Source organism: Xenorhabdus bovienii SS-2004 (genome assembly GCF_000027225.1).
In the GTDB taxonomy this organism is placed as follows: Bacteria; Pseudomonadota; Gammaproteobacteria; order Enterobacterales; family Enterobacteriaceae; genus Xenorhabdus; species Xenorhabdus bovienii_C.
On the sequence record NC_013892.1, the window covers coordinates 3,501,772 to 3,519,887 of the forward strand.

Annotated in this window: 13 protein-coding genes and 3 pseudogenes; 7 read left to right on the forward strand and 9 right to left on the reverse strand. The window is 44.1% G+C overall.

The window, feature by feature from the left end; genetic code table 11:
- Nucleotides 1-8: 8 nt before the first annotated feature.
- The 4 genes from cysG to cysJ form a co-directional block, all read right to left on the reverse strand.
- Nucleotides 9-1,469 carry a siroheme synthase CysG gene (gene cysG / locus XBJ1_RS15415; protein ID WP_012989941.1) on the reverse strand — a complete coding sequence of 487 codons (1,461 nt, stop codon included), beginning with the start codon at nucleotides 1,467-1,469 and terminating at the stop codon, nucleotides 9-11.
- Nucleotides 1,470-1,725: 256 nt separating this feature from the next.
- Nucleotides 1,726-2,460, reverse strand: a complete 735-nt coding sequence (locus XBJ1_RS15420) for a phosphoadenylyl-sulfate reductase (RefSeq protein ID WP_012989942.1) — start codon at nucleotides 2,458-2,460, stop codon at nucleotides 1,726-1,728.
- Nucleotides 2,457-4,187, reverse strand: a complete 1,731-nt coding sequence (cysI, locus tag XBJ1_RS15425) for an assimilatory sulfite reductase (NADPH) hemoprotein subunit (protein WP_012989943.1) — start codon at nucleotides 4,185-4,187, stop codon at nucleotides 2,457-2,459. Before cysI ends, XBJ1_RS15420 begins: the two co-directional genes overlap by 4 nt.
- A 1-nt stretch (nucleotide 4,188) precedes the next feature.
- A complete protein-coding gene (gene cysJ, locus XBJ1_RS15430; RefSeq protein WP_038199293.1) occupies nucleotides 4,189-5,991 on the reverse strand; it encodes an NADPH-dependent assimilatory sulfite reductase flavoprotein subunit in 1,803 nt (600 codons plus the stop codon).
- A 258-nt stretch (nucleotides 5,992-6,249) separates the two neighbouring features.
- On the opposite strand from cysJ, the gene queD reads away from it, so the two are divergent.
- A complete protein-coding gene (gene queD, locus XBJ1_RS15435) occupies nucleotides 6,250-6,615 on the forward strand; it encodes a 6-carboxytetrahydropterin synthase QueD (protein WP_012989945.1) in 366 nt (121 codons plus the stop codon).
- Nucleotides 6,616-6,651: 36 nt separating this feature from the next.
- On the opposite strand, the gene queE is transcribed toward queD, so the two are convergent.
- Entirely contained in the window at nucleotides 6,652-7,323 is a 672-nt protein-coding gene (gene queE, locus XBJ1_RS15440) for a 7-carboxy-7-deazaguanine synthase QueE (RefSeq protein ID WP_012989946.1), read from the reverse strand.
- A 168-nt stretch (nucleotides 7,324-7,491) separates the two neighbouring features.
- Between queE and XBJ1_RS15445 the strand changes: the two genes are divergently transcribed.
- On the forward strand, nucleotides 7,492-8,880 hold the full coding sequence (locus tag XBJ1_RS15445) for an amino acid permease (RefSeq protein ID WP_012989947.1): 1,389 nt from the start codon (nucleotides 7,492-7,494) through the stop codon (nucleotides 8,878-8,880).
- 68 nt (nucleotides 8,881-8,948) lie between these two features.
- Here the strand turns inward: XBJ1_RS15445 and XBJ1_RS15450 are convergent, their stop codons facing one another.
- The 3 genes and pseudogenes from XBJ1_RS15450 to XBJ1_RS15455 all read right to left on the reverse strand — a co-directional run bounded on the left by XBJ1_RS15450 (nucleotide 8,949) and on the right by XBJ1_RS15455 (nucleotide 10,739).
- A complete protein-coding gene (locus tag XBJ1_RS15450) occupies nucleotides 8,949-9,779 on the reverse strand; it encodes an endonuclease/exonuclease/phosphatase family protein (RefSeq protein ID WP_049778832.1) in 831 nt (276 codons plus the stop codon).
- Nucleotides 9,780-9,891: 112 nt separating this feature from the next.
- A pseudogene (locus tag XBJ1_RS21595) lies at nucleotides 9,892-9,996 on the reverse strand (IS6-like element ISPmar1 family transposase); the annotation flags it as partial.
- 137 nt (nucleotides 9,997-10,133) lie between these two features.
- Nucleotides 10,134-10,739 carry a plasmid pRiA4b ORF-3 family protein gene (locus XBJ1_RS15455; protein ID WP_012989949.1) on the reverse strand — a complete coding sequence of 202 codons (606 nt, stop codon included), beginning with the start codon at nucleotides 10,737-10,739 and terminating at the stop codon, nucleotides 10,134-10,136.
- A 205-nt stretch (nucleotides 10,740-10,944) separates the two neighbouring features.
- On the opposite strand from XBJ1_RS15455, the pseudogene map reads away from it, so the two are divergent.
- From map to yjiA, 5 genes and pseudogenes are all read left to right on the forward strand, one after another.
- Nucleotides 10,945-11,442 (forward strand): annotated as a pseudogene (gene map / locus XBJ1_RS15460) (type I methionyl aminopeptidase); the annotation flags it as partial.
- Nucleotides 11,443-11,961: 519 nt separating this feature from the next.
- Nucleotides 11,962-13,341: a phosphoethanolamine transferase gene (locus XBJ1_RS15465; protein WP_158304290.1), complete on the forward strand. Its 1,380-nt coding sequence runs from the start codon at nucleotides 11,962-11,964 to the stop codon at nucleotides 13,339-13,341.
- A 254-nt stretch (nucleotides 13,342-13,595) separates the two neighbouring features.
- Nucleotides 13,596-15,749, forward strand: a complete 2,154-nt coding sequence (locus XBJ1_RS15470) for a carbon starvation CstA family protein (RefSeq protein ID WP_012989952.1) — start codon at nucleotides 13,596-13,598, stop codon at nucleotides 15,747-15,749.
- 119 nt (nucleotides 15,750-15,868) lie between these two features.
- Nucleotides 15,869-16,072, forward strand: coding sequence for a YbdD/YjiX family protein (locus XBJ1_RS15475; protein WP_012989953.1), 204 nt, complete (start codon nucleotides 15,869-15,871; stop codon nucleotides 16,070-16,072).
- A gap of 61 nt (nucleotides 16,073-16,133) precedes the next feature.
- Nucleotides 16,134-17,087 (forward strand): GTPase, encoded by a 954-nt coding sequence (gene yjiA, locus XBJ1_RS15480; RefSeq protein ID WP_012989954.1) that lies wholly within the window; start codon nucleotides 16,134-16,136, stop codon nucleotides 17,085-17,087.
- Nucleotides 17,088-17,412: 325 nt separating this feature from the next.
- Here the strand turns inward: yjiA and XBJ1_RS15485 are convergent.
- Nucleotides 17,413-17,967: pseudogene (locus XBJ1_RS15485) on the reverse strand (tyrosine-type DNA invertase); the annotation flags it as partial.
- Nucleotides 17,968-18,116 lie beyond the last annotated feature (149 nt).

Sequence of the window (18,116 nt, forward strand, 5' to 3'; positions counted from 1 at the left end):
ACAGCTCCTTATACGAGATCAACAACAGCAGGGCGATTTATTTGAGCAACAGATTGTTTTTGATCAACAGACTGTTGCCCGAACCATGCTATCTGGTGGTGGAGTTGAGCCACCTCTCCCACCACCAGAAGTGCAGGCGATGGTGCTTTTTGTGCCAACCGATCCAGTTCGGATAGGGTTCCGGTCAGTACCTGCTGTTCTGGACGAGTTCCGCAGCCGATCACGGCTACTGGGGTATTGGCATCTCGTCCGTGTGAAATCAATTTTTGGCTGATCAGGGCAGCTTTTATGATACCCATGTAAATTGCCAATGTTTGATTACCCCGCGCTAATGCAGGCCAATCCAGTTCATCGCCATTTTCACGGCAGTGTCCTGTAATAAAGGTGACACTTTGGGAGTGCTCTCTGTGTGTCAGTGGAATACCGGCATAAGCAGAAGCGCCTACCGCTGCGGTAATACCGGGTACTACCTGAAAGGGAATACCCGCTTCAGCAGCAACCTGCAATTCTTCTCCACCACGACCGAAAATGAATGGATCGCCCCCTTTCAGACGAACTACTTTTTTACCCTGACGCGCTAGTTTAATAATTAATGCATTAGTCTCTTCCTGAGCTACTGAGTGATTCCCTGCCCTTTTGCCAACACAGATTTGATCTGCATCGCGGCGTACCAATTCCAAAATATCTGCACTGACCAGATGGTCATAAAGCACAACATCAGCCTGCTGAATCACTTGTAAACCTTTTAAGGTCAGCAATCCCGGATCGCCCGGCCCTGCTCCTACTAAAGCCAATTCGCCCTGTTTGCCGGCTGGCGCGAGTTGTTCGTTGGCTCGTTGTTCATCGATCAATTGTTCATCGAGTTGTGCTTCTGCCTGCTGTAGTTGTCCATTAGCTACCAATGTGGCAAAACGCCCATTCAAGGCTTTTTCCCAAAAGTGACGCCGCTGGCGTATGGAAGTCAGACGCTGTTTCACGCGCTCACGCCAGCGCCCTGCAATCTCTGCCATGATGCCAAGATGAAAGGGCAGTAGGGATTCCAGTTTTTCTCGCAGCAATTTTGCCAATACCGGGGATTTTCCTGCGGATGAAATCGCCACCATAATCGGAGAACGATCGATAATTGAGGGGAAAATAGCCGAGCAAAGCGGTTGATCATCCACTACATTGACCAAAATAGCGCGAGCATTGGCCTCAGCAAAAATATGCTGGTTCAAATCGTGGTCATCTGTTGCCGCAATAACCAAAAATACGCCATCAAGATATTCTGTTCGAAATCCACCCTGCCTCCATTCAAATTCCGCTTTTTGATAGCGTTGTTGCAGCTCAGAATGCAATTCAGGGGCGACTATTGTTAGCGACGCACCCGCACGTAGCAGCAGGCTTGCCTTACGAGCAGCTACCTCTCCACCTCCAACCAGCAATACAGGTCGGGATTTTAACTCAACAAATAAGGGTAAATAGTCCACGGTGACATGCCATCCAGTGTTAGAGTCCTCTCATAATTTTTTATTATTATGATGATGAAAGAATGAATATATGAGGCTGAGATCCGGTTATGAAATGACAAAAAGGAATTATTAGTTCCTGAATCGCATAAGCTGAATTTTTTAGTCTGTTAAAAAGTTAACTATTCGGAATATTCAGGGTAAGGGCAGGCCGCCGCACCTCTTTTTTAAGCAGCACGCCCCAATAGAAATCCCTGACATCATCCGTCATATTGGCTTAGCTTTCGTGCAAACCACACTCACGTTTTAAGCCAAAAAAGCGGGTTTGCTCTTCGCTCATGCCCGGCTGCCACTTTTGAGTTGTATGGGTATCCCCCACAGAGAGGTAGCCCTGCTCCCATAGCGGATGGTATTCAAGACCCTGCTGCGCCAAATATTGATGCACTCGACGATTATCCCAATCAACAATAGGCAGAATTTTGAAAACATCGCGCTGAACGGCCAGCACAGGTAAATTAGCGCGACTTTCCGATTGCTGGCGGCGTAACCCTGCAAACCAGCTTTGTGCATGCAGTGATTTCAATGCTTGGTTCATCGGCTCAACTTTGTTGATCTGGTTATAGCGCTCAATGCCTTCCACTCCCTGTTCCCACAATTTGCCATAACGCGCTTCCTGCCAGGCAGGAGAAAGTTCTGCCCGGAAAACCGTCAAGTTCAGTTTCAGTTCGTCAGTCAGCTTATCGATAAATTGGTAAGTTTCGGGGAACAAATAACCGGTATCCGTGAGGATAACGGGAATATCAGGATATTCTTGTGTCACCAGATGCAGGCAGACCGCAGCCTGAATGCCAAAACTTGAAGAAAGCACGAATTCGCCAGATAGATGTTCCAATGCCCAGCTAACACGCTGGCGGGCATCCAGTAATTCCAGTTGTTGATTGATGTCAGCTAATGCTTCGGCACGCTGATCATGATTCAATGCCAGCAATTCTGCTAAATGAAGCTGGCTCATAACGCCTCCTGCCAGTCATAAAAATCAAGGGCTGAATTCAAGACAGGTTTGATAATGTCGGCACGAACCAAGAAATCCCCAAAGCATTCATGGACATTGCGTTCCGCTGACCAGCGACCAATCAATTCATCCAGTATCACCAGAATCTCCGCTGAAGTGATATTCTCCCTGTACATGCGGGGAATTCGGCTGCCAATCCGGTTTCCACCGAGGTGAAGGTTATAGCGATCCTGAGCTTTACCTACCAACCCTATTTCTGCCAGCATCGCCCTGCCGCATCCATTCGCGCAGCCCGTAACACGCAGGACGATATGTTCGTCAGAAACACCGTGTTTTTCCATTAATGCATCAACATAATCGACAAATGTCGGCAAGAAACGTTCGGCTTCCGCCATCGCCAATGGGCAAGTTGGAAATGAAACGCACGCCATGGAATGATGACGCAGGAATGTCACGCTATTATCTATTAAGCCGTGTGTGCGGGCGATTTCTTCAATGCGTGCTTTTTCGCTTTCTGGCACTCCCGCCACAATCAGGTTTTGATTGGCCGTCAGACGGAAATCACCTTTGTGGATTTTCGCAATTTCTGCGATCCCCGTTTTTAGCGGTTTACCGGGATAATCCAGCAAGCGGCCATTCTCAATAAACAAAGTCAGGTGCCATTGATCATCTATGCCTTTCAACCAGCCAATTTGATCCCCGCGACCCGTAAATTCATACGGACGAATAGCCTCAAAGTGCACTCCTGCCCGTTTTTCTACTTCCTGTCTGAAGGTGTCGACACCAACTCGTTCAAGGGTATATTTGGTCTTGGCATTTTTTCGTTCTGTTCGGTTGCCCCAATCACGCTGTGTCGTCACCACGGCTTCTGCAATCGCCAATGTGTGTTTCAGTGGAATAAAACCAAACTCACTCGCCAGTCGAGGAAAAGTCTTCTTATCACCGTGGGTCATCGCTAATCCGCCACCCACCAGCACGTTAAAGCCGATCAACTGGTCATTCTCTGCAATAGCGATAAAGTTCAGGTCATTAGCATGGAGATCGACATCATTTTGTGGCGGAATCACCACGGATGTTTTGAATTTTCTAGGCAGATAAGTTGACCCAAGAATAGGCTCTTCATCGGTAGTCGCTACTTTTTCTTTATCCAGCCAGATTTCGGCATAAGCGCTCGTGCGTGGCAATAAGTGTTCCGATATCTTTTTCGCCCATTCATAAGCCTGCTGGTGCAAAGCCGATTGCACCGGATTTGATGTGCAAAGTACGTTACGGTTGACGTCATTGGCCGTTGCCAATGAATCCAGCCCCATTTTTGCCAGCAACTGATGGGCAGGTTTTAGGTTGCTTTTCAAAATGCCATGAAACTGGAACGTTTGTCGGTTGGTCAACCGGATGCTGCCGTATAAGGTATCTTCTGTCGCAAACTGATCAATACCCAGCCATTGACTGGGTGTGATAATGCCTCCTGGCAAGCGACAACGCAGCATCATAGCGTGACGGGGTTCAAGTTTTTGTTCCGTCCGCTCTGCTCTGATGTCACGGTCATCCTGTTGATACATGCCGTGGAAACGGATCAGGAGAAAGTTATCCCCCTCAAACCCGCCTGTCAGCCCATTTTTTAAATCTTCGCTGATTGTACCCCGCAAATAGTCGCTATTTAATTTCATGCGTTCACTGTCAGCGAGTTTACCTTCAACCTTCAAAGGACCTTGTTTTTCATTGCTCATATTAGTAAACATCCCTTTGATAACGGCGCTCAAGGCGCAATTCACTCAAGAATTCATCAGCCTGTTCAGCATCCATGCCACCCTGTTGTGAAATGATATCCAGCAATGCCTGCTCCACATCTTTTGCCATACGATTGGCATCACCACAGACGTACAAATGTGCACCATCCTGAACCCAGCGCCAGATTTCTTTTCCCTGCTCACGCAGTTTGTCCTGTACATAGATTTTATGTTGTTGATCCCGTGACCATGCCAAGTCAATGCGGGTCAGCAAGCCATCTTTGGCATAGCGCTGGAATTCAACCTGATAGAGAAAATCTTCAACGAAATGTGGATTACCAAAGAACAACCAGTTTTTGCCTTCAGACCCCTGATTGTCACGCTGTTGCAAAAATGCCCGAAACGGTGCAACTCCCGTACCCGGCCCAATCATAATGACAGATGTCTGTGGATCGGCAGGTAAGCGAAAGTTATCGTTATGTTCGATAAAAATACGGATGTTGTCGTCTTCCTGCAATCGATCGGCCAGATAGCCCGATGCGCCCCCCGTACGGGCACGCCCTTCTATCTCATAGCGAACCACGCCAACCGTAACATGTACTTCATTTTTAACTTCAGTCTGTGAGGAGGAGATGGAATAGAGACGCGGCGTCAAGGGGCGTAGTAAGTCGATAAACTGCTGGGCTTCTGGATGTAAGGCCGCTTGCCTGACCATATCCACAATAGGCGTTTTTTGTGCGTACTGTTGTAATGCCTGTTTGTCAGCAATTAAAGCGAAAAGTTTTTGATCTTTCGCCAATACCGCATATTTCTCAACAATTAATCCCGTATTCTGGGTCAGCTCAACATGGCTAATCAGCGCCTGACGCAGTGGCAGTGATTTCCCATGTACATTAACCTGCTCAGATCCGGTCAGCCAAAGCAATTCAATCAATTCATCCACCAGTGCCGGATCATTTTCGAACCAGACACCCAGCGCATCTCCGGGCTGATAATGCAGGCCGGAATCCCCCAGATCAATTTCAATATGGCGAACATCTTTGTCTGAACCGCGCCCCGTTATTTTTTGGTTGGTCAGGAGCGAAGCGGTCAGTGGCGCGTCTTTGGTATAAGGGCTGGAAATGATTTCACTGACCGAACCCGCTTGATTGACAGTGATGCCGGCTTGTGTCTGGGCTGGCAGGCGCTGCTTTAAAACTTCCGTTATTTGTTGACGCCACTGTGCTGCCTGTTCTTGATATTCCACATCGACATCAATACGCTCCAGTAATCGTTGTGCGCCCAGTTCATTCAGGCGATGGTCAAAGTCTTTACCAGCCTGACAGAAGTTTTCATAAGAGGTATCCCCCAGACCAAATACGGCATAAGCCGTCTCTTTCATTGATGGCGCTTTTTTGGAATTCAAATACTTATACAGTGCTACCGCTTCTTCGGCAGGTTCACCTTCACCTTGTGTCGAAGCAATAATAATCAATACCCGTTCTTGTGCGATTTGCTTGAATTTATAATCGCCCGCATTAACCAAGTTCACATTTAGCTTTTCCGCCAACAACGAGTCTCTGAGTTGCTCGGCTAAACGACGGGCATTTCCTGTTTGTGAGGCAGAGATCAGTGTGACAGTTTCCGATATAGGGGCAGCTGGTGTAACGACTTCAGTTTGTGGCTTTTGATTTACCATTCCCCAGAAATAGCCCGATAACCACGCCAGTTGATGTGGAGAAAAATCACCGATTGCAGATTGCAGACGTGATAATTGTTCAGGAGAAACCGGTAGTAATGCAGTTGAAGGTGGTTTTGTGGTCATGATCCCGTGCCCTTTGCTATAGCCAATATCCATGATTTTGAAATCTATACATGGATTAATCATAAGGTTATCCCAGATAAGGAGGAGATTTTAAAGAAAGGTTTGCAATATCTCATAACTAAAATGCCTAACTTTATTTACAGATTTCATATATCGATAAAGTCGTTAAGCGTTGTGCTTTATTCCTCCAGAAAAATCACGTTATGCTTGTAAAGTTCAGGTAGAATAGCCGGCCTTTTGGAATCAGAGAAAAGCATCATGAGCACTACCATCTTTAAAGATTTTCAATTTGAAGCGGCGCATCGCCTGCCGCATGTTCCGGAAGGACATAAATGTGGGCGTCTGCATGGACACTCATTCATGGTACGTCTGGAAATTACCGGAGAGGTTGATCCTCTCAGCGGATGGATCATGGATTTTGCCGATGTAAAAGTCGCATTTAAGCCGATTTGGGAACGGCTCGATCATAACTATCTCAATGAAATTCCTGGGCTGGAAAATCCAACCAGCGAAGTTTTAGCTAAGTGGATCTGGGAAAAGCTAAAACCCACTCTGCTGCCCCAACTCAGTGCCGTCATGGTAAAAGAGACTTGTAGCGCAGGTTGTATCTATCGTGGCGAATAGAATACTCAGCACCAGATTCTGGTGCTGAGTGAAATATCAGGCGATATTTAAGTATTTGTGTGTCTGCATCGAAAAACGCCAGTTACGGGCAATACAAGTTTCAATACACAGGCGGGTTGCTTCTTCTTTCTGACTGATGGGCTGTAAGGCAATAACCGGATCTGCCTTTTCATCGAGCATCGTCAGCAGTTCATCCAATGCTTCAATATCGCGCTCCCGCCCGACTGGGTGCTTGATTTCATTTGCACGGTTCATCGCTTCAGGTAATACCTGATATCCGCCACGCATTTTTACTTTCGGTGAAACTGTGACCCACGTTTTTTCAGAACACTGGATCGCATGTGTACCACTGGTTTCTATCTGACACTGATAGCCTTCACTTTCCAATGTTTCGGTCAAGGGACGCAGATTATACAGGCACGGTTCACCTCCGGTAACGACGATATGACGCGCCGTATAACCCTGACGGATGAATAAGTTAATAATTTGTCTTGCAGTGGCTGCTCCCCATGTATCACTATCCTGCGATTTCACGAGGATGTTTTCCATAGGCTGTTGTTTATCAGCCTCTTTTTCCCACGTATGTTTGGTATCACACCAACTGCACCCTACCGGACATCCCTGTAAGCGGATGAAAACTGAAGGCACACCGGTAAACACACCTTCTCCCTGCAAAGTTTGAAAAATTTCATTTATTGGGTAAATCATAAAAAAACTCTGGTTTTACTAAACTGCCGGGTATTATTACAGATATCTATCCCGCGAACATCCATCTTTATGGTATTGTACGGGGTTGCTTTTGCTGGTATTTGACGCCAGACAGAGCATTGTATGCCTGAAATACTCTCTGGCATGAAAGATAGATGGGAATAACGAATGCAACATAATGAAAATCAGCTTAAACAGGGTCTGAGCGTACGGCATATTCGCTTTATGGCTTTAGGCTCTGCAATAGGCACTGGGCTGTTTTATGGCTCGGCAGCGGCGATTCAGCATGCTGGCCCTGCTGTATTGCTGGCCTATTTAATCGGTGGTGCTGCTGTATTTATGGTGATGAGAGCACTTGGCGAAATGGCCGTTCACCATCCCGTTTCCGGTTCTTTTTCACAATATGCCAGCCATTATCTGGGACCATTGGCCGGCTTTCTGACCGGTTGGATTTATGTTCTTGAAATGCTGTTTGTTTGTCTGGCTGATATCACCGCATTCGGCATGTATATGAGGCTATGGTTCCCACACGTCGATCAATGGATTTGGGTGCTGGGTATTGTATGTTTTATCGGTGCCCTAAATCTGTGCCATGTAAAAATATTCGGTGAAATGGAGTTCTGGCTTTCGATCGTCAAAGTTACCGCCATCATTGCTATGATTATCGGCGGCATCATAATTATGATCTACGGTTTTGGTCAATCAACTGAACATGCTACCGGTATTTCCAATTTATGGGAGCATGGCGGCTTCATGCCAAATGGTATCAGTGGGGTGGTTGCCTCATTCGCAATTGTTATGTTCGCTTTTGGTGGCATAGAAGTGATCGGTATTACTGCCAGTGAAGCGAAAAACCCAGAAAAAACGATTCCTAAAGCAATCAATGCCGTTCCATTCCGTATTTTGATCTTCTATGTCCTGACGTTGTGTATTCTAATGTGCATCTATCCATGGAATCAGATTGATCAGAATGCAAGCCCATTTGTACAGATTTTTTCCAATCTGGGAATTAATTCAGCAGCGAATATTTTAAATGTCGTCGTGATTACTGCCGCTATTTCAGCCATCAACAGCGATATTTTTGGTGCAGGAAGGATGATGTACGGCATGGCTCAGGAAAGACAGGCTCCTGAAGCATTCAAGAAACTGACCCGTAATGGTGTACCGTGGATGACCGTGCTTGTCATGACTATAGTTCTATTACTTGGCGTATGGCTGAATTTCTTGATCCCTAATGATATTTTTATCCTTATCGCGTCTGTTGCAACATTTGCAACCGTCTGGGTATGGCTGATGATTTTAATTTCTCACGTTGCCATGCGCCGTCAAATGAGTGCAAAAGACATCAAGTCATTGAAATTTCCCGTTCCAATGTGGCCAATTGCGCCTGCAATTACGATCGTTTTCATGGTCGGTGTCATCATGTTGCTCGGCTATTTTGAGCAAACAAGGGATGCTCTGTATGTTGGGATAGGTTGGGTGTTAGTCCTCACACTGGCTTATTCTTTCTGTGTGAAGAAGAAATTATCAAAAAATCATCTTTCTACTAACCAATAAGACTAGAAAAAGTGTCGGTACGTTAGAGCTGCCGGCGCTTTTCTTTATCTAGCCATTTCCTCCATCGTTTATAAAGAGAAATTAACAATTAATGGATTGTGATCAGAAGCCATTGTCGTTAAAACTGCCGCATTTAAAACTTTCAATTCACGATAAAAAACAAAATCTAACGGTTTGCCAAAAACAATCGTTCGGTGATCATCATTAAAATAGACTTCTTTCAATTGCATACGCTGAGCAAAACGCACCAATACTCTCAACCGCCGATGGCTCCACGCATTAAAATCCCCAGCAAAAATCACGGGTCCATGATGCAAATTGATATGAATACCAATGTTATTCAATTGCCGACTGTAAACGTCAACACCAAAGCTAAAATTGATCGCATGCACGTTTATTACCATCAATTGACGATTATCTGGTAATGGATAAATCGTAATCAGTGAGGATTTTGAGAGTCGCAGTATCGGCTCTTTTTCACGTAGTGGGTAGCAATAAACGGGAGAAGAAGATGCTAAGGTCATTACGCCAGATGGATGCTGAGGGATGGAAAATGCAGGGACTTGATCTGCAACTAACCCACTGACTGTAACGAATTTCAGTAAATCAGGCGTTGTTTGCGCTTCCTGCAATAAAATAAGCTGGCTGCTCTCAATCAAAGAACCCAAAACTTCTTGCCATGATGGACGCTGTTGTTTGTAAATATTCCAGATGGCAACACAAAGCTCATGATTGAAAGCAGGTAACGGTTGCCCATGTGGTAATGAATTGTCTTCAAGTAATCGTTTAGATGTAGGTAAAACCCGCTCTACTGGCTGATTTGCAACATACCGTATTGCATAGTTTTTTGGGGCTGAGTTTTTCTTAGCCCGCCTCCTTCTTGCATAGCTTCTAACCAAGCTAACCCCCGTCACATATCAACAACCTATTCATCTAATATGACATGTCAATTATTGATTTCAATCTATTACGTACAAAAAGGTTCTGTCGCATTAACAGAGAAAATCTGAGTCAATGTGGGGTTCGTTGTATTTTATGCAGCATCGAAACGAGCTCTATTCCCGCTAAAATCGTTTGGGCCCGGCGAAACGATTTAAAACCTAACATCGGCCGTATCAACGGGATAATGTAAACGTTTGAAGGCTTTTCGAATTAAATACACGGTTTGCTCTGCAAAAGGTCATATATTTTTCAATGAATGTAAGACTTTTGCTACGTTCTTTTAGAAAAACGAGCAAAAGTCGGTAAAACACTCACTCAAACATCGATAAATAACGATCTCTTGACCAGCGATAATATAAGGCCAGCTTATTATTAATTTCTTCTACATCGAATTTCTCAGGGGAAAAAACGTCATCAGGGGAAATATCAGCATCGCCATTAACCCATTCAAACATGTCCTGATAGTCTTCATGAGTGGGATCTTTAAGGATGTTAAGCAGTTCCATATAGCCATATACCCCACCGGAATCTTCTGGTGGGCAGGCTTGTTCACCTTCAACGCAAAAAATAGGCATCGGCAATTTTTCGGGAGAATAGTTACTGTTTTCCAGTACAATCTCATGCTCCCAGCTGTCACCAAAATCATAAAGATAAGCAAACTTGCTGCCTTTGCGCTTGATTAGCGAATCCAGTTTGAATTTTCCTTCTTCCTGACCATTCTCCATTTCTTCCGGCATTTCGGTAAAGCGTTTGGCGCTAAAAATGAACTCGTGTAAGTGGCTGTCTTCCCAACCCATCACAGCTTGTATCACATCGTGCAAACGATCCAATGAAATATTGGATGGAACAACAAAACGACGCCATATAACCGGTTCGGTTTCGGTAAGCGTAATTTTTAACTGATAAAACTTTTCCATTTATCACCCCTATGAGTTGATGAATTGACGGGAAAGGGCTAAATATTCGCATATTTCCATTACGATATGAAGTGATCCTGACTAAAATTCGAACGATTTTTATATTGATAAAATTAGCTGTCCGCTATTTAGTTGATTTTTTAGCAACATTGTTTTACTGATATTCTTTATCATCAATAGGTTCTACTATGAATATATTGGCAGAAAAAAGGGATATTACGGCGACAGCAGTATTACGTTTTGTGTTGGTGACGTGCCTTCTCATGCCAAACGTTTGGTGAAAGTAACACAAGAGTGTCTATATAAAGCTATTAAACTTGTGAAGCCTGGTATCACCTTGGGGGATATCGGTCATACGATACAGCAACATGCTGAGGCGAATAATTACAGTGTTGTGCGTGAATACTGTGGTCATGGCATCGGCCGTAATATGCATGAGGAGCCTCAAGTTCTGCATTATGGCAGTGCGGGAGAGGGAGTTGTGCTGGAAGAAGGTATGACGTTTACGATTGAGCCAATGATTAATCAGGGGAAAAAGGAGATAAAACAGCATAAGGATGGCTGGACAGTAATGACCAAGGATCATCGATTATCAGCTCAATTTGAACATACTATTTTAGTTACCCGTAATGGTTTCAAGGTGTTGACTCTGCGAGACGAAGAACGTGAAATTTTTAAACGCTATATGAGCATCAATCATTAAATCTATTGGATATAGATATTGTTATTTTGTTAAGTTAATTGTTTTTCTGTCAATAAATTCTCTTTTTCAAAGAGAATTTATTCCTTTGTGAAAAATATCATTTTTTTCGCATTGAAGACTGTAGTAAAATCGAGCTCATTTTATCGCCTGACAAAAATCAGTAAGTGATGAATGTAGTGCCCATGGTTTTTGTCGGGTTTTCATTTTCAACGACTTCTTTTTGTTATCGTTTATCCTGAATGATCTCGCAATAAATGGATAGGGTTTGGAGTCAAAACGATTGACGCTAGCAAAAATTTATCTACGGTTATCTAAAATAACAGGAAATTTATGTTTTTTTTTGATAAAAACAAGAAGGCATCTTGTTTTGTTTCGCTATTTTTTCTTATTTTTCTTATACATAAATGCTTTGGGTATCAATTAAAGCTGATATATGTCTTCAGTGCCTTTGCTTTATTCTTATTTTTGGCGGCGCTCAGTAAACGTGTATATCTCTTTTTGATTACTTTCTTTTCTCTTGTGGCAATACTGTACGCGCCAGTTGGCCTGAATTACGGTTTTCCAGATATTAATGCGGTAGGCTCACTGCTTTACACAAACCAGAATGAAACGCTGGAATATATTAGTGGATTTCCTATTTCAACTTACTTAACCGTAATAGGTATTTTTGCCTTGATGATGTTCTCATTCAGGCTAAATGTAAACTTATCAGGAAAAAATAAAAAATGGTTATTTTTTCTGTTCTTCATTCCTGCATTTTGGTCACCAGCCAAAGGATATATTAAATCTGGTTTTGAAAACGGTACGGAGCTTTTGAACACCAGTTTACCTGAAGTCCGCTTTTTCAGTGATGCTTACCAGAGTTATACTAAAGTAATGTCTGAAAATAGCCGTTTCGCCAAAATTATCAAACTTCAGGATGATTGGCAGCCCGTAGTCAAAGAAGAAAAATACGACACTTATATTATGGTTATTGGTGAAAGTGTCCGAAAAGATTTTCTGGGCGCTTATGGTTTCCCCGCTAAAAATACACCGTGGCTGGATAATGCGAATGCAACCCTGTTTACCCACTATATTTCTGCCGCACCATCAACCCAGCTATCACTGACAAATTCTCTGGCAATCCGGCAGTCGAATGAGGTTAATTTGAATAACAGTATTGTCACGCTGGCAAATAAAGCGGGGTTTGAAACTTACTGGCTCTCTAATCAAGGGATGAAGGGAGGGTTTGATTCTCCTGTGGCAATGATTGGCCAACAGGCTAAACATCCGATGTTCTTGAAAGAAGGTAGTTCAGATGACAGGAGCTATATGCCGGATGAAAATTTATTACCTTATGTCCGTAATGCACTGAAGAATGATCAGCATGATAAAAAGAAAAAACTGGTTATCATCCATTTGATGGGTTCGCATCCGCAGCCCTGTGCCAGAACGAATAACCAATACAGTACTGATTTCCATTCCAAAAATATCTCATGCTATGTACAGAGTATCCATAATACCGATAGCCTGCTGGCTGAAATAGAAAACATCGCCAATCAAAACCAGTTGAACTGGACAATGCTCTATTTTGCCGATCATGGATTGTCTTTTGTACATAAAGGAACGGATAACGAGAACTTGACTCATGGCGATAAAAATCAACAGAATTATCAAGTTCCTTTTATTATTACCTCTTATGACTATTCTGCCAGAAATAAAATAGATGCCCAGCGCAGCGGCCTGCATCTTTTGCCCATGTTATCTCTATGGTTAGGGATTGAAGAGCCTCGGCTGGTCTCAGAGTGTGACTGGTTTTCCAATCAAAAATGCCAGAATCAACATAATGTCATTTCATTTGAGGGTAAGCATATGGACTTTAATCGCCTGCATAACGACGCCATTCATTTTGGTTTATAAACAGTGAATTAACTCACAAAACGTCACCCATTGCACCCGTACCCGAACCACTGATTAGAGGATTCTGACCGTTTAATACGGTATTCAGCCGTTGGCTCAGATCCTCCTGATATCGTGGGTGAAAGTTTCATATCATAGTGCAGTGTGGCGAGGAGTATAGCTTCCCTATGGCTATCAGATAGCTGGCTTATAAAAAGGGAAGTGAAAGATTAAATCATGACTTGCTGTTCGTCTTACCTTAAAAAGGGTGTCTTATGAACAATAATAAATTTTTAAAACATATCCCCTGGATGATATTGGGGATAATTGGCGCATTCTGCCTTGGCGTCGTTGCGCTGCGCCGGGGAGAACATGTTAGTGCCTTATGGATAATCGTTGCTTCCGTGGCGGTTTATCTTGTGGCTTATCGATATTACAGTCTTTATATCGCCACTAAGGTGATGAAGCTGGATGCGACACGGGCAACCCCTGCGGTCGTCAATAATGATGGATTGAACTACGTACCGACTAACAAAAATGTCCTGTTTGGCCATCACTTTGCGGCCATTGCGGGAGCGGGGCCATTGGTAGGGCCAGTATTGGCGGCACAGGTCGGTTATCTGCCGGGTACTTTGTGGTTGCTGGCAGGGGTTGTGCTTGCTGGGGCGGTACAAGATTTTATGGTGCTGTTCATCTCTTCCCGCCGCAATGGGGCATCACTGGGTGAAATCATCAAAGAAGAAATGGGACAGGTTCCGGGGACGATTGCCCTGTTTGGTTGCTTCTTGATCATGATTATCATTCTGGCGGTGCTGGCTCTGATCGTCGTAAAAGCACTGGCGGAAAGTCCGTGGGGCGTATTTACCGTTTGCTCCACTGTACCGATTGCGCTTTTCATGGGGATCTACATGCGATATATCCGTCCGGGGCGTGTGGGTGAAGTCTCTGTGATCGGGGTTCTCATGCTGATTGCTGTAATCTGGTTTGGGGGTGTTGTTGCGGCTGATCCTTACTGGGGGCCTGCACTGACCTTTAAAGATACCACTATCACTTACACACTGATTGGATATGCGTTTGTTTCCGCATTACTGCCAGTCTGGCTGATTTTGGCTCCACGTGATTATCTGGCTACCTTCCTGAAAATCGGGGTGATCATCGGTCTTGCGATTGGGATCGTGATCCTGAATCCTGATTTGAAAATGCCGGCCGTGACGCAGTTCGTTGATGGTACCGGGCCAGTCTGGAAAGGCACACTGTTCCCATTCCTGTTCATTACTATTGCTTGTGGTGCGGTATCTGGCTTCCATGCACTGATCGCTTCCGGTACTACTCCTAAATTGCTGGCAAACGAAAAAGATGCCCGTTTTATTGGTTATGGTGCGATGTTGATGGAATCATTTGTTGCGATCATGGCGCTGGTTGCTGCATCCATTATTGAACCGGGCCTGTATTTTGCCATGAACACGCCACCAGCAGCTTTGGGTATTACTATGCCTAATCTGCATAATCTGGGAACGGCAGAAGCGCCGATGATCATGGCATCACTGCAAGAGGTGACAGCCCATGCAGCCGCGACTGTAAGCTCATGGGGCTTTGTTATTTCACCTGAGCAAATTCTGCAAACGGCGAAAGACATTGGTGAGCCATCAGTGTTGAACCGTGCGGGGGGAGCACCAACATTGGCGGTGGGAATTGCTTACGTATTCCACCAGATTATTCCAGCGGCAAACATGGGATTTTGGTATCACTTCGGCATTCTGTTTGAAGCGTTATTCATTCTGACTGCACTGGATGCAGGTACGCGCTCCGGTCGTTTTATGTTGCAGGATTTACTGGGGAATTTTGTTCCATTCCTGAAAAAAACCGATTCTCTGGTTGCCGGTATCATCGGTACAGCGGGCTGTGTCGGCTTATGGGGCTATCTGCTGTATCAAGGTGTGGTTGATCCGTTGGGTGGCGTTAAGAGCCTGTGGCCGCTGTTTGGGATTTCGAACCAGATGCTGGCAGCGGCTGCGCTGGTACTGGGGACTGTCGTACTGATTAAAATGAAACGCGCCAAGTACATCTGGGTGACTGTTATTCCTGCAATCTGGTTGCTGATCTGTACGACATGGGCACTGGGGCTGAAATTATTCAGCGACGACCCACGACTGGAAGGTTTCTTCTTCCTGGCGAAAGAATATAAACAGCGTATCGCTGAAGGCGGGGCAGAACTGACAGCCCAGCAAATCAGTAATATGAATCACATTGTCGTGAATAACTATACCAATGCGGGCTTAAGTATCCTGTTCCTTGTGGTGGTCTATAGCATCATTATCTATGGTATCAAAACCGCGATAAAAGCGAGTAAAAACCCAGAACGTACAGATAACGAAACGCCTTATGTTCCTGTTCCTGAAGGTGGGGTAAAAGTTTCTTCTACGCACTGATATGATACTCAGACTGATGCCAGCCAAGTAAGGCTTCATCGGTAACGGCTATACTGTAATAGCGATACCCCGCATAATCGCCTTTGTATTATGTGGGGTATTTATCTTTGGAGAGCAGTATGTTTGGTAATCTTGGCAAGGCGGGTAAATATTTGGGGCAGGCTGCACGCATGTTGGTGGGAGTTCCTGACTATGACACTTATGTCCAGCACATGAAGGAAAATCACCCTGATAAACCTTACATGACCTATGAAGAATTTTTCCGTGAGCGTCAGAATGCGCGCTATGGTGGTGATGGCAAAGGCGGCATGCGCTGCTGTTAGTGTTTTAGTGAGCAGAAGATCAAAGAGAAGAAAATCGTTGTCAGTGAAACAGGAAACGAAAATGAAAGCTATATCCGTCACAATCCTGGCAGGTTTTTTGGGTTCGGGCAAAACGACGTTATTGCGTCACATCCTCAAGGCCGAACATGGTTATAAAATTGCCGTCATCGAAAATGAGTTTGGTGAAGTTCCCATTGACCATGAATTAATTGGGGATAGGGCAACCCAGATTAAGACATTAAGTAACGGCTGCATCTGTTGTAGTCGCTCAAGTGAGCTTGAAGATGCCTTGCTGGATTTACTGGACGGAATTGACAAAGGGCAGATCGATTTCGACCGTCTGATTATTGAATGTACCGGTATGGCAGATCCCGGTCCTATTACGCAGACCTTTTTTTCCCATGAAATTCTGTGCCAGCGCTTTTTACTGGATGGGATTATCACACTGGTGGATGCGATGCATGCTGATCAGCAGCTTAATCGCTTTTCCATTGCGCAGTCACAGGTGGGTTATGCCGATAGAATTTTGCTGACGAAAACAGATGTTGCCCCTGAGCATGATGCCCTGTTTGAACGTTTACAGCGAATTAATGCCAAGGCTCCCATTCATAAAGTGGTTCACGGTGAGGCTGATTTAAGTTTGCTGTTTGATATTGAAGGCTTCATGCTAAATGATAAGCTGACGGTTTCGAACTCGGTATTCCGGTTTATTCCCAAACAACAGAATACCATCCAATCGATTGTCATTAACTTGACGCATCCGGTTGGGTTGGCCGAGGTTTCTGACTTAATGGAAGAGTTACTGCTGAGTTTCGCTGACAATCTGCTGCGTTACAAAGGTATTCTCGCTATTAAAGAAGAGCCACGCCGATTGTTGTTTCAGGGAGTACAACGCCTATATAGCGCAGACTGGGATAGAGCTTGGCACGATAACGAGGAACGTCTTAGCGTGCTGGTTTTTATCGGCATGGATTTACCTGAACAGAAAATCCGTGAAAAGTTTGCAGAATTGTAGTTGATCATATTTTATTCTTTATTGAGCAGTGAAATAGTTTGTATAAAAATCCGCTGCTCATATTTAAATAGAAAATTATATTATATATGCACTCTTTTAGTCTTAATTCCTTGTAAAAAGATAAGTAATATTTTAACAAAAATAAGACAACAAGAATAAAACCTATTCATAAATTGAATTTATCATATGTTTAAAGCAATTTATTATTTATGTTATGGAGGAATTATCCACCCGCAATCTCCACAAGTTAGCTGGTGGAGATTGTTGCAATAACAAATCATGTTAGTGGAAACGGGAATGATAAATAAAAGGCTTACTGCGTATGCTACTCCCAAATTCTGGAAAAACGTTTCACATTACTGGCAGTGTAAATCACCGTATGTGAAATATTACGATGCCCGAGATAATCTTGAATCAGACGTGTATCACGGCCAAGATCCGCCAGTGCGTAGCCGCAGGCATGCCTTAACATATGCGGATGTGGAGAAACACTGACAGACGCCTGCTTCCCATAGCGCTTTAATAACGCATAAACTTGCTGGCGTGAAATAGAGCCGGATTTTTGGGAAAGAAACACCCACGGCGCATCAGCATCCCGCCATTTCTGGCGGATATCAAGCCATTTTTTAAGTGCTTCAATTTCTTTTGGAATCAGAGGATGTGTTGTTGATAGCCCACCTTTTAACCGCCTGATATGAATAATTGATGAATTTAAATCGAGGTCGGATAAACATAAATTACACAATTCACTAACCCTAAACCCGTGAATAAAACACATTAATAGCATGCAGTAATCCCGTTCTGCATGACGCCCTTGTTTTGTTTGCTCCAAAATTGCGTCTATTTCGTATCGGGTTAAAAATTTACGTTGCTTCATGACATTATCATTCCTATGACATCAGATAGATTAATTTTAAATAGCAAGGTATTTAAACCAATCGAATAAAACCAGCTATTAGTATTTTTAAACATGATTAGCAAAATACCAGATTAATCTAATTGGAAAACAGTAAAGAAAAAATTTGCGGC

Coding starts and splice junctions, on each gene's coding strand:
- XBJ1_RS15420 (WP_012989942.1), bottom strand. CDS start 2,460: ATGAGCCAGCTTCATTTAGCAGAATTGCTGGCATTGAATCATGATCAG.
- XBJ1_RS15455 (WP_012989949.1), bottom strand. CDS start 10,739: ATGGAAAAGTTTTATCAGTTAAAAATTACGCTTACCGAAACCGAACCG.
- XBJ1_RS15475 (WP_012989953.1), top strand. CDS start 15,869: ATGTTTGGTAATCTTGGCAAGGCGGGTAAATATTTGGGGCAGGCTGCA.
- queE (WP_012989946.1), bottom strand. CDS start 7,323: ATGATTTACCCAATAAATGAAATTTTTCAAACTTTGCAGGGAGAAGGT.
- cysJ (WP_038199293.1), bottom strand. CDS start 5,991: ATGACCACAAAACCACCTTCAACTGCATTACTACCGGTTTCTCCTGAA.
- yjiA (WP_012989954.1), top strand. CDS start 16,134: ATGAAAGCTATATCCGTCACAATCCTGGCAGGTTTTTTGGGTTCGGGC.
- queD (WP_012989945.1), top strand. CDS start 6,250: ATGAGCACTACCATCTTTAAAGATTTTCAATTTGAAGCGGCGCATCGC.
- XBJ1_RS15445 (WP_012989947.1), top strand. CDS start 7,492: ATGCAACATAATGAAAATCAGCTTAAACAGGGTCTGAGCGTACGGCAT.
- XBJ1_RS15470 (WP_012989952.1), top strand. CDS start 13,596: ATGAACAATAATAAATTTTTAAAACATATCCCCTGGATGATATTGGGG.
- cysI (WP_012989943.1), bottom strand. CDS start 4,187: ATGAGCAATGAAAAACAAGGTCCTTTGAAGGTTGAAGGTAAACTCGCT.